Source organism: Candidatus Nanopelagicales bacterium, assembly GCA_037045355.1.
In the GTDB taxonomy this organism is placed as follows: Bacteria; Actinomycetota; Actinomycetes; order S36-B12.
Genome location: JBAOHO010000012.1, coordinates 98,045 through 113,889, shown reverse-complemented (window position 1 = coordinate 113,889; position 15,845 = coordinate 98,045). Strand labels below are relative to the sequence as shown.

Sequence of the window (15,845 nt, the reverse complement as noted above, 5' to 3'; positions counted from 1 at the left end):
CGCCATCGTCCGGACTCCACTGGACCGTGACCGGAACTCAACCCCTCGTGGGAACGACGACGTCACCCTCGGGAGCCGGGTTGGACCCCGTGGGTGCGCGCAGCGCTTCGTACTCAGCGCGGCGTTCGGGAGTGAAGTACTCGTCGTAGCGCTTCTGCGCGTCGTCACCGAACAACAACCGACAGGCCTCGAGGAGGCCCTTCGCGCCTTCCATCTCATCGTGGGACAGCACCAGCGCGATCTTCGAGCGGCGGCGCAGGAAGTCGTCGAGTTTGGTGACCATCTCCGTCTGCGCGGCATAGAAGAGCTCCACCCGTACGTAGTCGGCGCCTTCGATGATGTCGTCGGCCATGGTGGGGTCGTCGCGGATGGCTTCGAGCATGGCGAACGAGCGCAGTCCGTACCGGCGCCACAAACGGGTTGACAGCGTTTCGAACGCCGAGCGTTTGCGCAGTTGGTCCAAACCCATCAGTCGCGCCTGCCGGAAGAACTCTTCCCTGGTGGCTTTGGGCGGTTCGCCGTACCAGGAGTGTTTGTCCTTGCTCAACTGCACCCCGAGCTCGATGACTTCGTTGCAGACCTCGTGCCCGACGTTCACACAGTCGGTCAGCTTGCCGCCGAAGATCGAGATCCAGTTGCTGTTGCGATCGACCTCGAGCGCGTGTTTGCGGGACAGGGACGTCCAGTCCTCGTTCTCCGCGTCACCGCCCGCGGCTTCGACGACGAGGGGCCGGACCCCGGACCGTGAGGAGATGATGTCAGCGGGAGTCAGCGGCTGCTCCAGTGAGAGTCGCTCGTTGATCTGGGCGAGTAGGAAGTCGCGGTCCTCGTCGTTGACCTGGGTCTCGGGTGCGGTCACACGTTCGTCCGTCGTGCCGATCACGGATCGAGGTCCCATGGGGATCACGTAGAACAACCGCTGGGTGTCGTCGAAGAAGGCCAGAACCCGCTCGCTCTTCGCGATCCGGGGCACGATCAGATGAATGCCCTTCGAAAACACGATCTTGTGCTCGGTTCGGATCTCATGAGCCCGATTCACTTCGTCCACGTACGGCCCGGCCGCGTTGATGACGACCTTCGCCTGACACGTATATCGGGCCCCGGTATCCGTGTCCCGCAAAGACGCGTGCCACATTCCGTCCCGCAATTCCGCGTTGTCGAGCTCGACGTAGTTGGCGCAGACAGCGCCCGAGTTCAGCGCGGACCGGATGAATCCGAACACGAACCGAGAGTCGTTGTCGACGATGTAGGCGTCGGAGTACTCGATCCCACCGAGCAGGTTGTCGACCCGGACAACCGGCTCCTTCTTCTTGATCCGTTCCGTGGTCAGCACCTTGGGAGGTTTGGTGAATCCGTTGCCGATGACCCAGTAGGCGGTGGCACCGAGCCCGGCGAACGCGGGCTTGTAGGGGGAGTTGGTGTCCAGAGCCGCCATGAAGCGGATCTCCTTGAGGTTGGCGGGATACGCCTTGATCAGGTGATTGCGGGACACACACAGATCTCGGACAAGTTTGATCTCGTAGTTCTCCAGGTACTTGAAGCCGCCCCACACGAGGTTCGACGACTGCATCGACGTGAATCCCGCGAAGTCGTCACGGTCGATCACCGCGACTCGAGCGCCGCGCGAGGCCAGTGAAGCGGCCGATACCGCGCCGTTGATGCCGCCGCCCACCACGAGGACATCGAAGGTCCCGCCGTTGAGTTTCCTTATGTTGCTGTCACGCAGTCCCATACTTCGAAACTAGGGAATCGCTGCCGACGACGCTCGCCCGGGGTGCCCCCGGCCCCGCTCGCGACGGGGATCCCTCGATCCCGCCCGCGGATCCCTGCGCCCGCCGATCCCTGTGCCGCCGAATTCCCTCATCCCGCCGAACCCCCTGATCCCGCCGAATACGGCGAGGTGACGGCATCGGTTGGCGGGCTCGCGTCATTCTGTGCGCGAGGTCAGGGCGCGAGGTCAGGGCGCGAGGTCAGGGCGCGAGGTCAGGGCACGAGGTCAGGGCACGAGGTCAGGGCACTCTGTGCACTAGGTCTGGGCGAAAGGCCATGGGGGCGACTCCGCCGACGAGAAGGCGCCGACGAGAAGGCGCCGACGCGAAGGCGCGAAGGCGAGAAGGTGCGAAGGCGAGAAGAAGGCACCGCAGAGACGGGAGCGGCAGCATGTGAGGGAGATCACTTGAGTCGAGCCGGCTCAAGTATGGTGAATCAGGAATGGACAGGGATCTGCTTCCGTTGCACCATATGTCATGCGCCGAACGTCTCCGACTTCCCGAACTCGCCTCCGTGGCGGCTCGCAGGGGGGAACGGCCGGCCACCGAAGCCCCATCAACCGATCGAGCCCCATCAACCGATCGAGCCCCATCAACCGATCAAGCACCAAGGCCGATCAAGACCAAGAGGCCGATGAAGCCCGAACAACCGAAGAATCAGAACAACTAAGGAGAATCCATGAGCCGTCCCGTTGGGATCGACCTCGGCACCACCAACTCGGTCGTCGCCGTCCTCGAAGGTGGCGAACCGACCGTGATCGCCAACTCCGAGGGAGCTCGCACCACGCCGTCAGTCGTAGCCTTCGCCAAGAACGGCGAGGTCCTGGTCGGCGAAGTCGCCAAGCGCCAAGCGGTCCAGAACTCGGACCGCACTATCCGCTCCGTGAAGCGCCACATGGGCACCACGTGGAGCACCGACATCGACGACAAGAAATACAACGCGCAGGAGATCAGCGCCCGCGTGCTGCAGAAGCTCAAGCGCGATGCCGAGTCCTTCCTGGGCGAGCCCGTCACGGACGCCGTGATCACCGTGCCCGCCTACTTCAACGATGCTCAGCGCCAGTCCACCAAGGAGGCCGGCGAGATTGCGGGTCTGAACGTCCTGCGCATCATCAACGAGCCCACCGCCGCGGCGTTGGCCTACGGCCTGAACAAGGGCGATCAGGAGCAGACCATCCTCGTGTTCGACCTCGGTGGTGGCACCTTCGACGTCTCGTTGCTCGAGATCGGCGACGGCGTCGTCGAGGTCAAGGCGACCAGTGGTGACAACCACCTCGGGGGCGACGACTGGGATCAGAAGGTCGTTGACTGGTTGGTGGGGCAGTTCAAGAACGCCCATGGCATCGACCTGACCAAGGACAAGATGGCCATGCAGCGGCTGCGCGAAGCCGCCGAGAAGGCCAAGATCGAGCTGTCGTCATCGACGCAGACCTCGATCAACCTTCCCTACATCACGGTCGACGCCGACAAGAACCCGCTGTTCTTGGACGAGACCCTCACCCGGGCCCAGTTCGAGAAATTGACGTCGGATCTGCTCGATCGCACCAAGGCCCCTTTCCAGCAAGTACTCAAGGACGCGGGCGTCGACCTCAAGAGCATCGACCATGTCGTGCTCGTGGGCGGCTCGACCCGCATGCCCGCCGTATCGGCACTCGTCAAGGAAGAGACCGGCAAGGAGCCCAACAAGGGCGTCAACCCGGACGAGGTCGTCGCCATCGGTGCGGCGCTGCAGGCCGGCGTGCTCAAGGGTGAGGTCAAGGATGTCCTGCTGCTCGATGTGACCCCGCTGTCGCTGGGAATCGAGACCAAGGGCGGCATCATGACCAAGCTCATCGAGCGCAACACCACCATCCCGACCAAGAAGTCCGAGGTCTTCACCACCGCTGAGAACAATCAGCCCTCCGTGCTGATCCAGGTCTTCCAGGGCGAGCGCGAGATGGCGGCCTTCAACAAGCGGCTTGGGACGTTCGAACTGACCGGTTTGCCGCCGGCGCCGCAGGGTGTCCCGCAGATCGAGGTCACCTTCGACATCGACGCCAATGGCATCGTCAACGTGTCCGCCAAGGACACCGGCACGGGCAAGGAACAGTCGATGACGATCACCGGTGGTTCCGCCCTGTCCAAGGAGGAGATCGACCGGATGACCCGGGACGCGGAGGAGCACGCTGAGGAGGACCGCAAGCGCCGTGAAGAGGCCGAGGTCCGCAACAGCGCCGACACCTTGGTGCACCAGACGGAGAAGTTCCTGGCCGAGAACACCGACAAGATCCCCGAAGACGCCAAGTCCAACGTCGAGGGTCCGCTGGACGAGCTCAAGAAGGCTCTGCAGGGTAGCGACGTCGAGGCAATCAAGGCCGGTGTGGAGAAGGTCGCCACGGCGAGCCAGGCCCTCGGTGCATCCATGTACGCGCAGGCTCAAGCGGATCAGCAGCAAGCTGACACCGGTGGCGGCGACGGCGAGGACGATGTCGTCGAGGCCGAGATCGTCGACGAGGAAGACAACAAGTGACGAACTCACCGTTCGGGTCGGTTCCCCGGCAGGATTCTGCCGGGGAACCCCCGCGCGACCCTCGCGCGGACGAGGGCGGCGAGACGAGCGGCGGCGAGACGAGCGGAGTGGTGTTCCGCGACAAGCGGCGCATCGACCCGGAGACGTTCGAGCCGCGCCAGACCCCAGATGCTGCCCCCCACGCGGATGATCCCCGCGACCCCGATGCAGGAGCTGGTCAGCACCCGCTCGTGGCCGAATCCGAGCGCGTGGCGGAGTTGACCGCGGACCTTCAGCGGCTGTCTGCCGAATACGCCAACTACCGCAAGCGCGTCGAACGCGACCGTGAAGCTCAGCGGGAGTTGTCCATCTCGGTGGTCATGAACGACCTCCTGCCGGTCCTCGACGATGTCAGTCGGGCGCGGGAACACGGCGAACTCGAGGGCGCGCTCAAGGCTGTGGGCGAGGCCGTCGAGACTGTCACCGCCAAGTACGGCGTCGAGGCGTTCGGAGCGCCAGGGGAGCTGTTTGACCCCAACGTGCACGAGGCCATGACGTCGGTCACGAGCCCAGAGGTGACCGAACCCACGGTGACTGCGGTCTATCAGGTCGGTTACCGCATGAAGGACCGCGTCCTTCGACCCGCCCGGGTCGGGGTGACTGACGCGGAATGACACACGAGCATGGGACCAGAGCAACGAAGGCATGGGACCAGAGCAACGAAGGGAGGTGACCGATGACGCAGCAGGACTGGGTGAACCGCGACTTCTACAAGGCCCTGGGGGTGTCGAAGGACGCCTCCGCGGCCGACATCAAGAAGGCCTATCGCAAACTCGCGCGGGATCTTCACCCCGACAAGAACCCCGACGATAAGAAGGCCGAGGACCGCTTCAAGGAAGTCTCCGAGGCCTACTCGGTTCTGGGGGACGAGGACAAGCGCAAGGAATACGACGAGACCCGCGCGATGTTCGCTGGCGGCGGGGGATTCCGATTCCCCGGAGCGAGCGGCAGCGGCGGGCCCAACCTCAGCGACCTATTCGGTGGCGGCTCAGGCTCGGGCAACCTCGGCGACCTGTTCGGTGGCTTGTTCAATCGTGGAGGTGCGGGCGGACCCACTCCGGGAGCACAGCGTGGCCGCCGAGGAGCTGACGTCGAGTCGGAGGTGTCGTTGTCTTTCGATGACGCCCTCAACGGGGTCACCATCCCGCTACGGCTGACCGGTGACGCTCCCTGTCCCGTCTGCCACGGCACCGGGGCCAAGTCCGGCACCGTTCCGCGCATCTGCCCGACCTGCGAAGGCTCCGGCCATTTCGCGCGCAACGCAGGCGGGTTCGCCTTCACCGAGCCGTGTCCCGAATGCCGCGGTCGCGGTCTCGTCGTCGACGACCCCTGCACGACCTGTCACGGGTCGGGCCGCGGTACCACCACGCGCACCGTGCAGACTCGCATCCCGTCAGGCGTCAAGGACGGCCAACGCATCCGGTTGGCCGGCAAGGGCGCCCCGGGAGAGAACGGGGGCCCGGCGGGTGACCTGTACGTGGTCGTCCATGTACTGCCTCACGCCGCGTTCGGGCGCTCGGGCGACAACGTCACCGTGACAGTGCCGATCACCTTTGCGGAAGCTGCGCTCGGTGCCCAGGTGCCGGTGCCGGTTCCGGGTGGCCGTACCGTGACCGTCAAGATTCCCGCCGGCACCGCGAACGGCCGCACTTTCCGAGTGCGTGGCCGCGGTGTCCGCCGCCGCGACGGGACCAATGGTGACCTGCTCGCCTCCGTCGAAGTCATCGTGCCCAAGGAACTGTCCGATCAGGCGCGCGAAGCGCTGTCCGCCTACTCCGAGGTGGCGGCGACCGGCGACCCGCGCCAGACCCTGATGAAGGCAGCCGGTGTGGCAGGTGGGTCGTGATGGCCGACCTGCGTCGTGACCAGGCGCGGGGCGACCACACGCTCGACGGCCCCGCGCCGGCGGACCCGGCCATGGGCCCCGGTGCTGATGAGCCGGTGTATGTCATTTCGGTGGCGGCGGGGTTGTCCGGCCTGCATCCGCAGACACTGCGCCAGTACGACCGGCTCGGGCTCGTGTCCCCCGCCCGAACCTCCGGGCGCAACCGGTTGTACTCGCTGCGCGACATCATGCGCCTGCGTCAGATCCAACGTATGACCGACAGCGGGATCAACCTGTCCGGGATCCTGCGGATCCTGGAACTCGAAAACGAAGTGGCGATGCTGCGTGAGCGGATCGCCGACATCACCAGCGACCAGAACTCGCGCGCTCTCGTGGTCTGGCGACCCGACCGCCGCAGACGCGCCTGAAGGAGACCGGAATGGACCTGAACTTCACGACCAAGAGTCAAGAGGCACTGTCGGCCGCCGTCCGAGACGCCGCAGCCCATGGCAATGCACACGTCGAACCCGCACACCTGCTCAAGGCCCTGATCAATCAAGACGAGGGCATTGCGATCGCCCTGCTCCAAGGGCTCGGGGTCGACATCATCGACCTGCGCGCGGCGACCGACCAGGCAGTCAACTCGATCCCCTCTGCCACCGGTTCGTCCGTGTCCGCACCTCAGCTGAGCAACGAGTCCTACCGAGTGCTCAACGACGCCCAAGCGCTGGCGTCGGAACGCGGTGACGAGTACATCTCGACCGAACACATCCTGATCGCCTTGGCGCAGTCACCGGCGGTCGGCGGGCTGCTCGCGGAACGCGGCGCCACCCCGGCTGCGCTCCTGGACGCCTTGGCCAATGTGCGGGGCTCCGGACGCATCACCAATGCCGACCCGGAGAGCACGTTCCAGGCCCTGGAGAAATACGGGCAGGACCTGACCGCACTGGCCCGCGACGGCAAGATCGATCCCGTCATCGGGCGTGACCACGAGATTCGCCGCGTCGTCCAAGTCCTGTCCCGCCGCACCAAGAACAACCCGGTGCTCATCGGGGAACCCGGCGTCGGCAAGACCGCAGTCGTCGAGGGGCTCGCACAGCGCATCGTGGCCGGCGACGTACCGGAATCCCTTCGCGGCAAGAAGCTCGTCGCGCTCGACCTGGGCGCTATGGTCGCGGGCGCCAAGTACCGCGGGGAGTTCGAGGAGCGACTCAAGGCCGTCCTCGAGGAGATCAAGGAATCCGACGGGCAGATCGTCACGTTCATCGACGAACTGCACACAGTGGTCGGCGCCGGCGCCACCGGCGACAGCGCCATGGATGCCGGAAACATGCTCAAGCCCATGCTGGCGCGCGGCGAGTTGCGCATGGTCGGCGCCACCACTCTCGACGAGTACCGCGAACACATCGAGAAAGACCCCGCCTTGGAGCGGCGGTTCCAGCAGGTGCTCGTCGATGAACCCAGCGTCGAGGACACCATCGCGATCTTGCGTGGCATCAAGGAGAAGTACGAGGCGCACCACAAGGTGGCCATCGCCGATCAGGCCCTGGTGGCAGCGGCCGCACTGTCGGATCGCTACATCACCTCTCGCTTCCTGCCCGACAAGGCCATCGATCTCGTCGACGAAGCCGCATCGCGACTGCGCATGGAGATCGACTCCGCCCCGGTGGAGATCGACAGTCTTCAGCGTGCCGTCGATCGGCTGCACATGGAGGAGATGGCGCTCGCCAAGGAGACTGACGAGGCCTCCAAAGAGCGGCTGGACCGGCTCAGCGCCGATCTGGCCGACAAGGAAGAGAAACTGCGCGGCCTGCGGGCCCAGTGGGAGCAGGAGAAGTCCGGACTCGATCTGATCGGTGAGCTGAAGATCAGGATCGACGAACTGCGTACTGTCGCCGAGAAGGCCCAACGCGACGGCGACTTCGAACAGGCGTCACGAATCCTGTACGCCGAGATTCCCGCGCTGGAGGCCAACCTGAGCGAAGCGGTCGCCAAGAACACCGATCGGGTGGGCGGGATGGTGGCGGAAGAAGTCACCGCTGACGACATCGCCGAGGTTGTCGCCGCGTGGACGGGCATCCCCGCGGGACGCATGCTCGAGGGCGAGACCCAGAAACTGCTGCACATGGAGGATGAGCTCGGTCAGCGCGTCATCGGGCAAAGAGAAGCCGTGCGCGAGGTGTCGGACGCGGTGCGGCGCAGTCGTGCCGGGATCGCCGACCCGAACCGGCCCACCGGTTCGTTCCTGTTTCTCGGCCCGACCGGCGTCGGCAAGACGGAGTTGGCCAAGGCGCTTGCCGAGTTCCTGTTCGACGACGAGCGGGCGATGACCCGGATCGACATGAGCGAGTACGGAGAGAAGCACTCGGTAGCCCGCCTCGTCGGTGCGCCGCCCGGATACATCGGCTACGAGGAAGGTGGCCAGCTCACGGAGGCCGTGCGGCGCCGCCCCTACACCGTCGTCCTGCTCGATGAGGTCGAAAAGGCGCATCCCGAGGTGTTCGACATCCTGCTTCAGGTGCTCGACGACGGACGGCTGACCGACGGCCAGGGCCGCACAGTGGATTTCCGCAACGCCATCTTGATTCTGACCTCCAACCTGGGCAGTCAGTACCTTGTGGATCAGTCCATGTCGCTCGCCAAACGCCAAGAACTCGTCATGGATGTCGTGCGGCAGTCGTTCAAGCCGGAGTTCTTGAACCGGCTCGATGACACGGTCATGTTCGAGCCGCTGAACACCGAGGAACTCACCCACATCGTGGGGCTGCAGTTGCAGGCGCTGCAGGATCGGCTGTCCGACCGCAGGCTCACGCTCGAAGTCACTCAGGCGGCAAAGGATTGGCTGGCGCTCAACGGATTCGATCCGGCTTACGGCGCCCGGCCTCTGCGCCGGCTCGTGCAGTCGGCGGTCGGTGATCAACTGGCCAAGGCGATCTTGTCGGGGGAGGTCCGCGACGGTGACACGGTGTTGGTCGACGTGGCCGGAGATGAGTTGGACTCGCTGTCGGTGACGCGCAAACCGGACTGATCCGGCGGGCAGGCGAGCCTGTTCGCATCGGCCGTCCATCGGCGGCAGGCGAATCGGGGATGACCAGCGGGCCCCCACCTTCCCAGGCGGGGCCCCGCTGGTGCACAGCGCCGGTCGGCTACTCAGCCAGTCGGGAGTAGATGGCCTTGCGAGCCTGAGTCAGTGCCTGGGTGGCGGCCTCGATGAGGGCCGGGTCATCGAGGAGGGACACTTGTCGCACCGCAGCCGCCAGTTGCTGGGCCTGCGACCAGAGGTCCGAGCGGGCGTCGGATCCGGCGCCTGGCTGCCAGGGTTGGCCCCAGGTGGCCGATTCGTCGTCGACCAGTTGTCGTCCGGAATCGGTCAGCGTGAAGACACGTCGACCGTCCTGTTCGCTGGGTGCCACCAGTCCTTCGCGCGCAAGACGTTTCAAAACGGGGTAGACGGAGCCCGGTGAGGGCTGCCAAGAACCCTCACTGCGGTCAGCGATCTCGGTGATGATGTCGTAGCCGTGGCGAGGTTGCTCTGCCAGAAGCAGCAGAATGGCGGCCCGGACATCACCTCGGTCCCGGCGACTGCGGGGCGGACCCCACGGCCCGCGCGGTCCGCGCGGTCCGCGGCCATGGCGCCCCCGATGGCCGCGGGGACCCCGGCCGCCCTCGTCGGGCGGTGGTCCGGCGTTTCCGCCGCGACCGTGAGAGCCGGTCTGCCAGCCCCAAGGATGTTGGTGCAGAGGATGAGTCATTTCTTCGTTCTCCATATTCCGTGATTCCGTGATTCCGGGATTCCGTGATTCCGTGATTCCGGGATTCATTCACGTGAGTCGTACTTCGGCCACGTGAGCCGTCCCCAATCTTGTGAGTCAGGTTCGGCTGATCACTCATAACTTCGATAACAGTCACGATATATCGCAATATTCCGCCAGGTCTATCCCCCGGCACGGAACTACCGAATATCGAACACAGCGGGCCAGGGGCCACAGGGAGCGGGGCAAGGGGGCCGCCAGCGTCAGCGCAGCCGGGCGCCCGCGGGTCAACGCGTGACTTCGTGACCAGGTGAGGACCAGATGAGGAGGTCGCAGGTGAGCAGGGCGGACCCGCCGGAGACCGAGAGGCGCGGCAGCCGACCCATGTCGAAGCTCAGCGCCGCAACTCCCGCGGAATCTCGATCAGGAGTCCGATCAGGGCAGTTCGTTCCGATCAGCCCGGCAGTTGCCACGCGGCGCGCAGTTGGCGGGTCAGCACGGCCGAGGGAGTGAGCCGCAGGGTTTCGTCCCTGACTCGACACAGGAGCGGGTTGTGCCACTGCCCGATCGCGCCGAGGCGGCGGGCCATGTGCACGGTGCGATTCGCGCGGGGTGCGCGGATGCGTTCGTAGGCGCGCAGCGCTTCGGGGTTGGGCCCCAGCCGCTGAACGCAGTTCGCCAGCACCAGGGCATCCTCGACGGCCTGACAGGCGCCTTGGCCGAGGTTGGGGGTCATTGCGTGGGCGGCATCACCCAGAAGTGAGATGTGGCCCCGCCCCCACTGGCGGATGGGGTCACGATCGGCGATGTCGGTGCGCAGGACAGTGGTCGGATCGGTTGCGGCGATGGTGTCCCGGACTTCCGCTGGGAAGGAGTCGAACCGATCGCCGATCGGAGTCGACCCTCCGGCCGGCCCGTTGGCGACCGCGAACCAGTAGGTTCGGTTGCCGTCGATCCCGCACCCGCCGAACCGCAGCCCCTGACCCCAGAACTCCCCCGCCCAATCAGCGGGAAACGCTGACGCCGATGTGACCCCGCGCCAGCAGTAGTAGCCGGAGTATCGCGGCTCCCCGTCGTTGTGCAGGAGCCTCCGGACGGTTGAGCGCAGCCCGTCGGCACCTATCACCAGTTGGGCGGACACGTGGGCGCCCGAGTCCAATGCGACTCCGGCATCGTTGGCGGACGTGACCTGTGCACCGAGCGTGATGCAGTCCCCCACCTCGTCCATCAAGGCGCCATGCAGAGTCGCGCGGTGCAATCCGAGGGCCTGGGCCCCGACCCGTGTCAGCAGCCGCGCGGCCGAGTCCCGGTCGATCTCGCTCAGGACACGACCCGTCGCATCTCTGATGGACGCCGCCTGCAGTGGTTGCCCCGCTTTCTTTACTGCGTCCCCCAACCCCATGCGCGCCAGAGCCGTGACAGCGTTCGGCTGGATGGTCAGGCCGGCACCGACAGGCATGATCTGCTTGGCCTGCTCCATGACCCGAACGGAGAAACCCGCTCGGTGCAACGCTGCTGCTGCGGTGAGTCCACCGATCCCGGCGCCGACAATCACCACATCTGCGCCGTGGCCCTGCCGGCCGAGGGGCTTGGAGTGCCTGTCCTGGGGCTGTGTGTGCCCGTCCTCGGACTTCGAGTGCCTGCCCCCGGACTTCGAGTGCCTGCCCCCGGAACTCGAGTCTGAGTGCGCGAGACGCCGCTCGGTGGAGACGGGACGGGTCGTCTGGGGATGGGTCGTCTGGGGATGGGTCGTCTCAGGGTCAGTCACACAGGGAGCGTAGTGTCCCGGGTGCGACGTTCCGCGTCCGATACGCATCGTCCCCGTGCTCGCGGCAGTGACCAGGGCGGTCAGGGTCACGCGAAGGATCGGCAGATCAGGGACTAGGTTGAACAGAAGCCCCGGAAGGAACAACCATGCTCGGCAGACCCCAGGTCCGACCCCATTCATGGCACCCCACACCGGCGCCCAAGGGTCCGACTGCCAGTCCGCTGCCGATCGCCCAGCGTCTGCGGGTGCCCGGCACCGGACCGGAGGACACACTCGTCATTGACGATCGGATCTACACGGGGCTGGATGATGGCCGTATCCTGAGCGTCTCGCTGGATGGACGTCGGATCGACATCGTGACCGACACGTCCGGTCGCCCGTTGGGACTCGAGCGGCACCCTGACGGGCGCATCGTCGTCTGCGATGCGGAACAGGGTCTGTTGCTGGTCGATCCCGCCTCCGGGGCCATCCAGACCCTGGTGCCCCGTGGTCAGCATGACCTGCACATCTGCAATAACGCGGCCGTCACCGCGGACGGCACGATCTACTTCTCCGACTCCACCCAGAGGTTCGATCTGGGTCATTACAACGCCGACCTGATCGAGCACTCCGGGACCGGTCGCCTGTTGCGACGCGCACCGGATGGCTCCGTCGACGTCCTTGCGACTGGCCTGCAGTTCGCCAACGGTGTCGCGCTGTCGTCCGATGAGTCGTTCGTCGTCGTCGCCCAGACCGGCAGTTATGAACTCACCCGCGTGTGGCTGACTGGAGATCGGGCCGGCCAGGCCGCCACTTTCGGCGACATCCTCGGGGGATTCCCTGACAACCTCTCCACCGGGACCGACGGGCTTATCTGGGTCGCCATGGCCAGCGCTCGCAAGGCCCTGCTCGACCGGACTGCGGGGCTCCCCTGGGTTCGCGCAGCGGTCTGGGCACTTCCAGAGGTGCTGCATCCCAAACCCGACCGCATCGTCTGGGTGAAGGCGTTGGATGCCGAGGGACAGGTGGTGCACGACCTGTTCGGAACTGACAACGACTTCTTCATGGTCACGGGGGTGCGCGAGGTCGACGGTCGGCTGTACCTGGGCAGCCTGGCCACGAACTGCATGGGTGTGGCGGACGTGCCGGTGACCTGAACCCACTGCCGGTGCGGATCCCCGGCTCCGCTGCTCGTGCCTAACCCGTCGTCGCCCCCGAAGTCGCCCCGGCAGTCGCCCCAGTCGCCCCGGAATCGAGGGCCGGCGTCGGTCAGGATGAAGTCCAGGAGCTGCTCAGCGTCAGATCCTTCCAGCACAAGTCCGTCGGTTTGGACTCGATTCGTCAGCATGGCCTGCATTCGCAGGTGGTCATGCCCGGAAGGTCCGTACGGCACCAGACCGCAGTAGAAGAAGTCGTGATCTCGCAGGACCTCGACAATTTCGTTCAACTGATGCGGTTGTGCGGTGTGCAGATCGATGTCGCAGTACACGACCGCAGCCCGGCTTTGCCCGGCAGCACGGACGGCATCCACAAGTGCGGTGGCAGACGCTGCGCCGTTCGCGGGAACGATCAGCCGCGCTGTTCCCGGGAGGTCCCCGATCTGGTCGTCCCTGCGCTCAACGGCGCGACGCGAAACGGGATGCTCAGGGCCGAGGTCGGTGACGGCGCGTGTCCGGGTCGACTCGGCGGGCGTCGCGGTGGCAGTCCCGGCCGGATCGCCGTGGCCGTGGGCGAGGTGGAGTCGCTCGTAAGTGCCGCTGAGTACCTCGGCGTAGCGGCCGGGTAGCGAGACCTCCCGTGGGGCGTCCCGCAGTATCAGGTACTCCGCGAGCAGCGCGGACCGAGGATGGTCTTCGAAGGGTGCGGCGCCGAGCAACAGGGCGGTGGTGGTGAAGCCCCAGTGGGCAGCCATCCGTTGGGTACGAGCGTGGTGGGTGACCGGTCGGATCAAGGCAGCGGGCAGGTCGCGGATACGGGCGCGGCCGGCAATGGCCTCGGCGAGGTCGGCGGTAATTCCAGGTTGAACGCGATCGCGGCGGCGACCAGCCACGCGGCGTTGGCGGTGAACTTCCCGGAGGGCAGGTGGGCCAGGGCGGAGTTCTTCAGGTCGGCGATGACTTGTTCGATGATCGCGTGACCACGGTGCTGCGCTTCGGCGGTGATCAGGTCAGCGGGGTTGTCGGTGAAGATCGCGTGGTAGCGATACAGCGGGAACAGGGGGTCCTGGCCGGCCAGTTTCGCGCGGTTCAACTCGGGGATGCGGCGCACGATCAACCGCGCAGACACCTGCTGTGCCTTGGGTTTGGAGGTGAACGCCGCATATGAGATCTCGGCGACCTCGGCTGCGGACACCAGTTCCTCGGTGTCAGGGTCCGGGATGGCTTGCGGGTAGGTGATCCGGGTCCAGGCCGCGTCGTCGATCGCCGCGATCGCTCGGCGCACGTTGGGATTCATCCCGATCCCGGTCGAGAATCGAGCCCCCGCTTTGCTGATGGCGGCGATGATGGCCGCGGAACAGTACGCCGAGTCCGAACGCACCAGGATCGGACCGCTTGCTCCGCAGCGTCGCGCGGTGGCGATGGTGTCGCGGATCATCCGCACCCCACCGGCGGCGCTGTTCCTGGAGCCGCGACGCAGGCGGGTGGCCGCGATCACCGGAGCGGCCTGGTCGGTGCTGATCGTGGCCAACTGCGCATTCAACCCCCGCACTTTCGTATACCCGAACTGCGACCCTTGCTTGCGGGCACCGAACACCGGTTTGACGGTGTCGTCGATATCGATCACACACCCCGACCCGATGCCCGGCAGCACGGGTGTCGCTTGCGCCAACCCGATCAAGGTGCGCGAGGCGACCGCGTCCAGTTGGCGCACATGTCCAAAGGTGAACCCGCGCAGGAACGTCCCGATCGTCGACGGCGCCTTGATCAGACCCCGGTAGGCGGCAGCAACAGCCAAGGCACCGATCTCCCCGGCCCCCTCCGGATCCTCGAGCAGGAGGGCGTTGTGGCCGATGATCTCGCCGGTGGGGCTGCCACCGAGACCGGCGTTCTCAGTTTCGAAAACAGCAACGACGGCGAGTAGTCGTTCCTCCGCGATCCGCTGGGCGATCCACTCAGGTCGGTAGAAGCCCCGATGCGCGTAGTCATGCCCGTAGCACTCGTAGATCAGACTGGCGATCTGCTCCGCATCGGTGATCACGGCATCGCGTACCACCAGCCGATCGCGCAACCGTTCGCGGCGATCGGGTGCAGTGACGCGTTCGGGCTGGAGCCGGGGCGCAGGTGCCGTGGGACGAAATCCCGGCAGGTCCACCACTGCGGTCAGTTCGTTCCCGGCCGCGCCGAGATTGATCTGCCGGAGGCCACGGGTGAGGTCGACCAGGGGCCTCAGTGAATCCGGAGCGGCGGACCCCCCGAACTCGGCAGCGGGACGTCCGTCGTCCACGACGGTGACCAGGATCCCGTTGTCGCCGGCCGCTACGTCGAGCAGCACCACCCCGCCGTCATCCGGGTAAGCCCGCTCGGTGGTCCATCGGAGGATCAACCGCGCGACCTCACACACCCGATCGACCTGACCAGGAGCCGCACCCCGGACTCGGGCAAATGCCCCCGCGGCTTGGACCGCGACCTCCCGGTCGGCGGGAGACGTACCGATCTCCACCCGGATCCCGTCCACGGCGCGACGGGTGTCGGTCACCCCACCAACTCGTAGCCCGCCTCGGCGACGGCGGCTTTGACCTGATCGGGGCCGATCTCGGTGTCGCTGGTCACGGTGACGGTCGACGTCCCCTCCGGCTGCAGGTCGACGACGACCTGCGTCACGCCCGAGATCGCCGACACCTCGTTCGTCACGGCGGCCTGGCAATGGCCACAGGTCATGCCCGCCACCCGATACTCCTGGATCACACTCATGGAATCTCCCTCATCTGTTGCTCCGGAGCCGTCTGCTCTTCTCCGGGGCGGTCCATTCTTCTCCGGGGCGGTCCCTTCTTGTCCGAGGCGGTCCGTTCTTCTCTGGAGGGTGGTTCTTCTCTGGAGGGTGGTGTCGGCCGGAGAAGTGCCTCTCGTGGGAAACCTGCCCGCGAACGAGCCCGCTGCCCCCATGATCCTCCCGCGCGAGCCTCAGGAATTATCAGGAGACGCAGGAGTCTCGATGGTGGGCCGCAGCGAAGACATCGTTCCCGATCGTCGCTGTCCCGGTGCCC

The 15,845-nt window shown here is 66.1% G+C and carries 12 protein-coding genes; 7 read left to right on the top strand and 5 right to left on the bottom strand.

Going from position 1 to position 15,845, the window contains the following annotated elements; translation table 11 throughout:
* Positions 1-37: 37 nt before the first annotated feature.
* Positions 38-1,732: a glycerol-3-phosphate dehydrogenase/oxidase gene (locus V9E98_05335; protein ID MEI2716408.1), complete on the bottom strand. Its 1,695-nt coding sequence runs from the start codon at positions 1,730-1,732 to the stop codon at positions 38-40.
* Positions 1,733-2,448: 716 nt separating this feature from the next.
* Between V9E98_05335 and dnaK the strand changes: the two genes are divergently transcribed.
* From dnaK to clpB, 5 genes are all read left to right on the top strand, one after another.
* Positions 2,449-4,278, top strand: a complete 1,830-nt coding sequence (dnaK, locus tag V9E98_05330) for a molecular chaperone DnaK (protein ID MEI2716407.1) — start codon at positions 2,449-2,451, stop codon at positions 4,276-4,278.
* Positions 4,275-4,931, top strand: coding sequence for a nucleotide exchange factor GrpE (gene grpE, locus V9E98_05325; protein ID MEI2716406.1), 657 nt, complete (start codon positions 4,275-4,277; stop codon positions 4,929-4,931). Before dnaK ends, grpE begins: the two co-directional genes overlap by 4 nt.
* 62 nt (positions 4,932-4,993) lie before the next feature.
* Entirely contained in the window at positions 4,994-6,163 is a 1,170-nt protein-coding gene (dnaJ, locus tag V9E98_05320) for a molecular chaperone DnaJ (protein MEI2716405.1), read from the top strand.
* Positions 6,163-6,570: a helix-turn-helix transcriptional regulator gene (locus V9E98_05315; protein ID MEI2716404.1), complete on the top strand. Its 408-nt coding sequence runs from the start codon at positions 6,163-6,165 to the stop codon at positions 6,568-6,570. The genes dnaJ and V9E98_05315 overlap by 1 nt, the downstream gene beginning before the upstream one ends.
* Before the next feature lie 11 nt (positions 6,571-6,581).
* A complete protein-coding gene (gene clpB, locus V9E98_05310) occupies positions 6,582-9,170 on the top strand; it encodes an ATP-dependent chaperone ClpB (protein ID MEI2716403.1) in 2,589 nt (862 codons plus the stop codon).
* A 118-nt stretch (positions 9,171-9,288) separates the two neighbouring features.
* Here the strand turns inward: clpB and V9E98_05305 are convergent, their stop codons facing one another.
* Together V9E98_05305 and V9E98_05300 are read right to left on the bottom strand one after the other, a co-directional pair.
* Positions 9,289-9,909, bottom strand: coding sequence for a PadR family transcriptional regulator (locus tag V9E98_05305; GenBank protein ID MEI2716402.1), 621 nt, complete (start codon positions 9,907-9,909; stop codon positions 9,289-9,291).
* A 439-nt stretch (positions 9,910-10,348) separates the two neighbouring features.
* Entirely contained in the window at positions 10,349-11,662 is a 1,314-nt protein-coding gene (locus tag V9E98_05300) for an FAD-dependent monooxygenase (protein MEI2716401.1), read from the bottom strand.
* 146 nt (positions 11,663-11,808) lie between these two features.
* Here V9E98_05300 and V9E98_05295 point away from each other — a divergent pair, with 146 nt between their 5' ends.
* Entirely contained in the window at positions 11,809-12,798 is a 990-nt protein-coding gene (locus V9E98_05295) for an SMP-30/gluconolactonase/LRE family protein (protein MEI2716400.1), read from the top strand.
* A gap of 257 nt (positions 12,799-13,055) precedes the next feature.
* Positions 13,056-13,427: a hypothetical protein gene (locus V9E98_05290; protein MEI2716399.1), complete on the top strand. Its 372-nt coding sequence runs from the start codon at positions 13,056-13,058 to the stop codon at positions 13,425-13,427.
* 161 nt (positions 13,428-13,588) lie between these two features.
* Here V9E98_05290 and V9E98_05285 read toward each other — a convergent pair whose 3' ends face one another.
* Both V9E98_05285 and V9E98_05280 read right to left on the bottom strand, forming a co-directional pair.
* On the bottom strand, positions 13,589-15,337 hold the full coding sequence (locus tag V9E98_05285) for an IS1380 family transposase (protein MEI2716398.1): 1,749 nt from the start codon (positions 15,335-15,337) through the stop codon (positions 13,589-13,591).
* On the bottom strand, positions 15,334-15,552 hold the full coding sequence (locus tag V9E98_05280; protein MEI2716397.1) for a heavy-metal-associated domain-containing protein: 219 nt from the start codon (positions 15,550-15,552) through the stop codon (positions 15,334-15,336). Before V9E98_05280 ends, V9E98_05285 begins: the two co-directional genes overlap by 4 nt.
* Positions 15,553-15,845 lie beyond the last annotated feature (293 nt).

What these genes read in the sequence shown, in the direction of transcription:
- dnaJ (MEI2716405.1), top strand. Translation starts at nt 4,994, where the DNA reads ATGACGCAGCAGGACTGGGTGAACCGCGACTTCTACAAGGCCCTGGGG.
- V9E98_05335 (MEI2716408.1), bottom strand. Translation starts at nt 1,732, where the DNA reads ATGGGACTGCGTGACAGCAACATAAGGAAACTCAACGGCGGGACCTTC.
- V9E98_05295 (MEI2716400.1), top strand. Translation starts at nt 11,809, where the DNA reads ATGCTCGGCAGACCCCAGGTCCGACCCCATTCATGGCACCCCACACCG.
- V9E98_05280 (MEI2716397.1), bottom strand. Translation starts at nt 15,552, where the DNA reads ATGAGTGTGATCCAGGAGTATCGGGTGGCGGGCATGACCTGTGGCCAT.
- clpB (MEI2716403.1), top strand. Translation starts at nt 6,582, where the DNA reads ATGGACCTGAACTTCACGACCAAGAGTCAAGAGGCACTGTCGGCCGCC.
- V9E98_05315 (MEI2716404.1), top strand. Translation starts at nt 6,163, where the DNA reads ATGGCCGACCTGCGTCGTGACCAGGCGCGGGGCGACCACACGCTCGAC.
- V9E98_05305 (MEI2716402.1), bottom strand. Translation starts at nt 9,909, where the DNA reads ATGGAGAACGAAGAAATGACTCATCCTCTGCACCAACATCCTTGGGGC.
- dnaK (MEI2716407.1), top strand. Translation starts at nt 2,449, where the DNA reads ATGAGCCGTCCCGTTGGGATCGACCTCGGCACCACCAACTCGGTCGTC.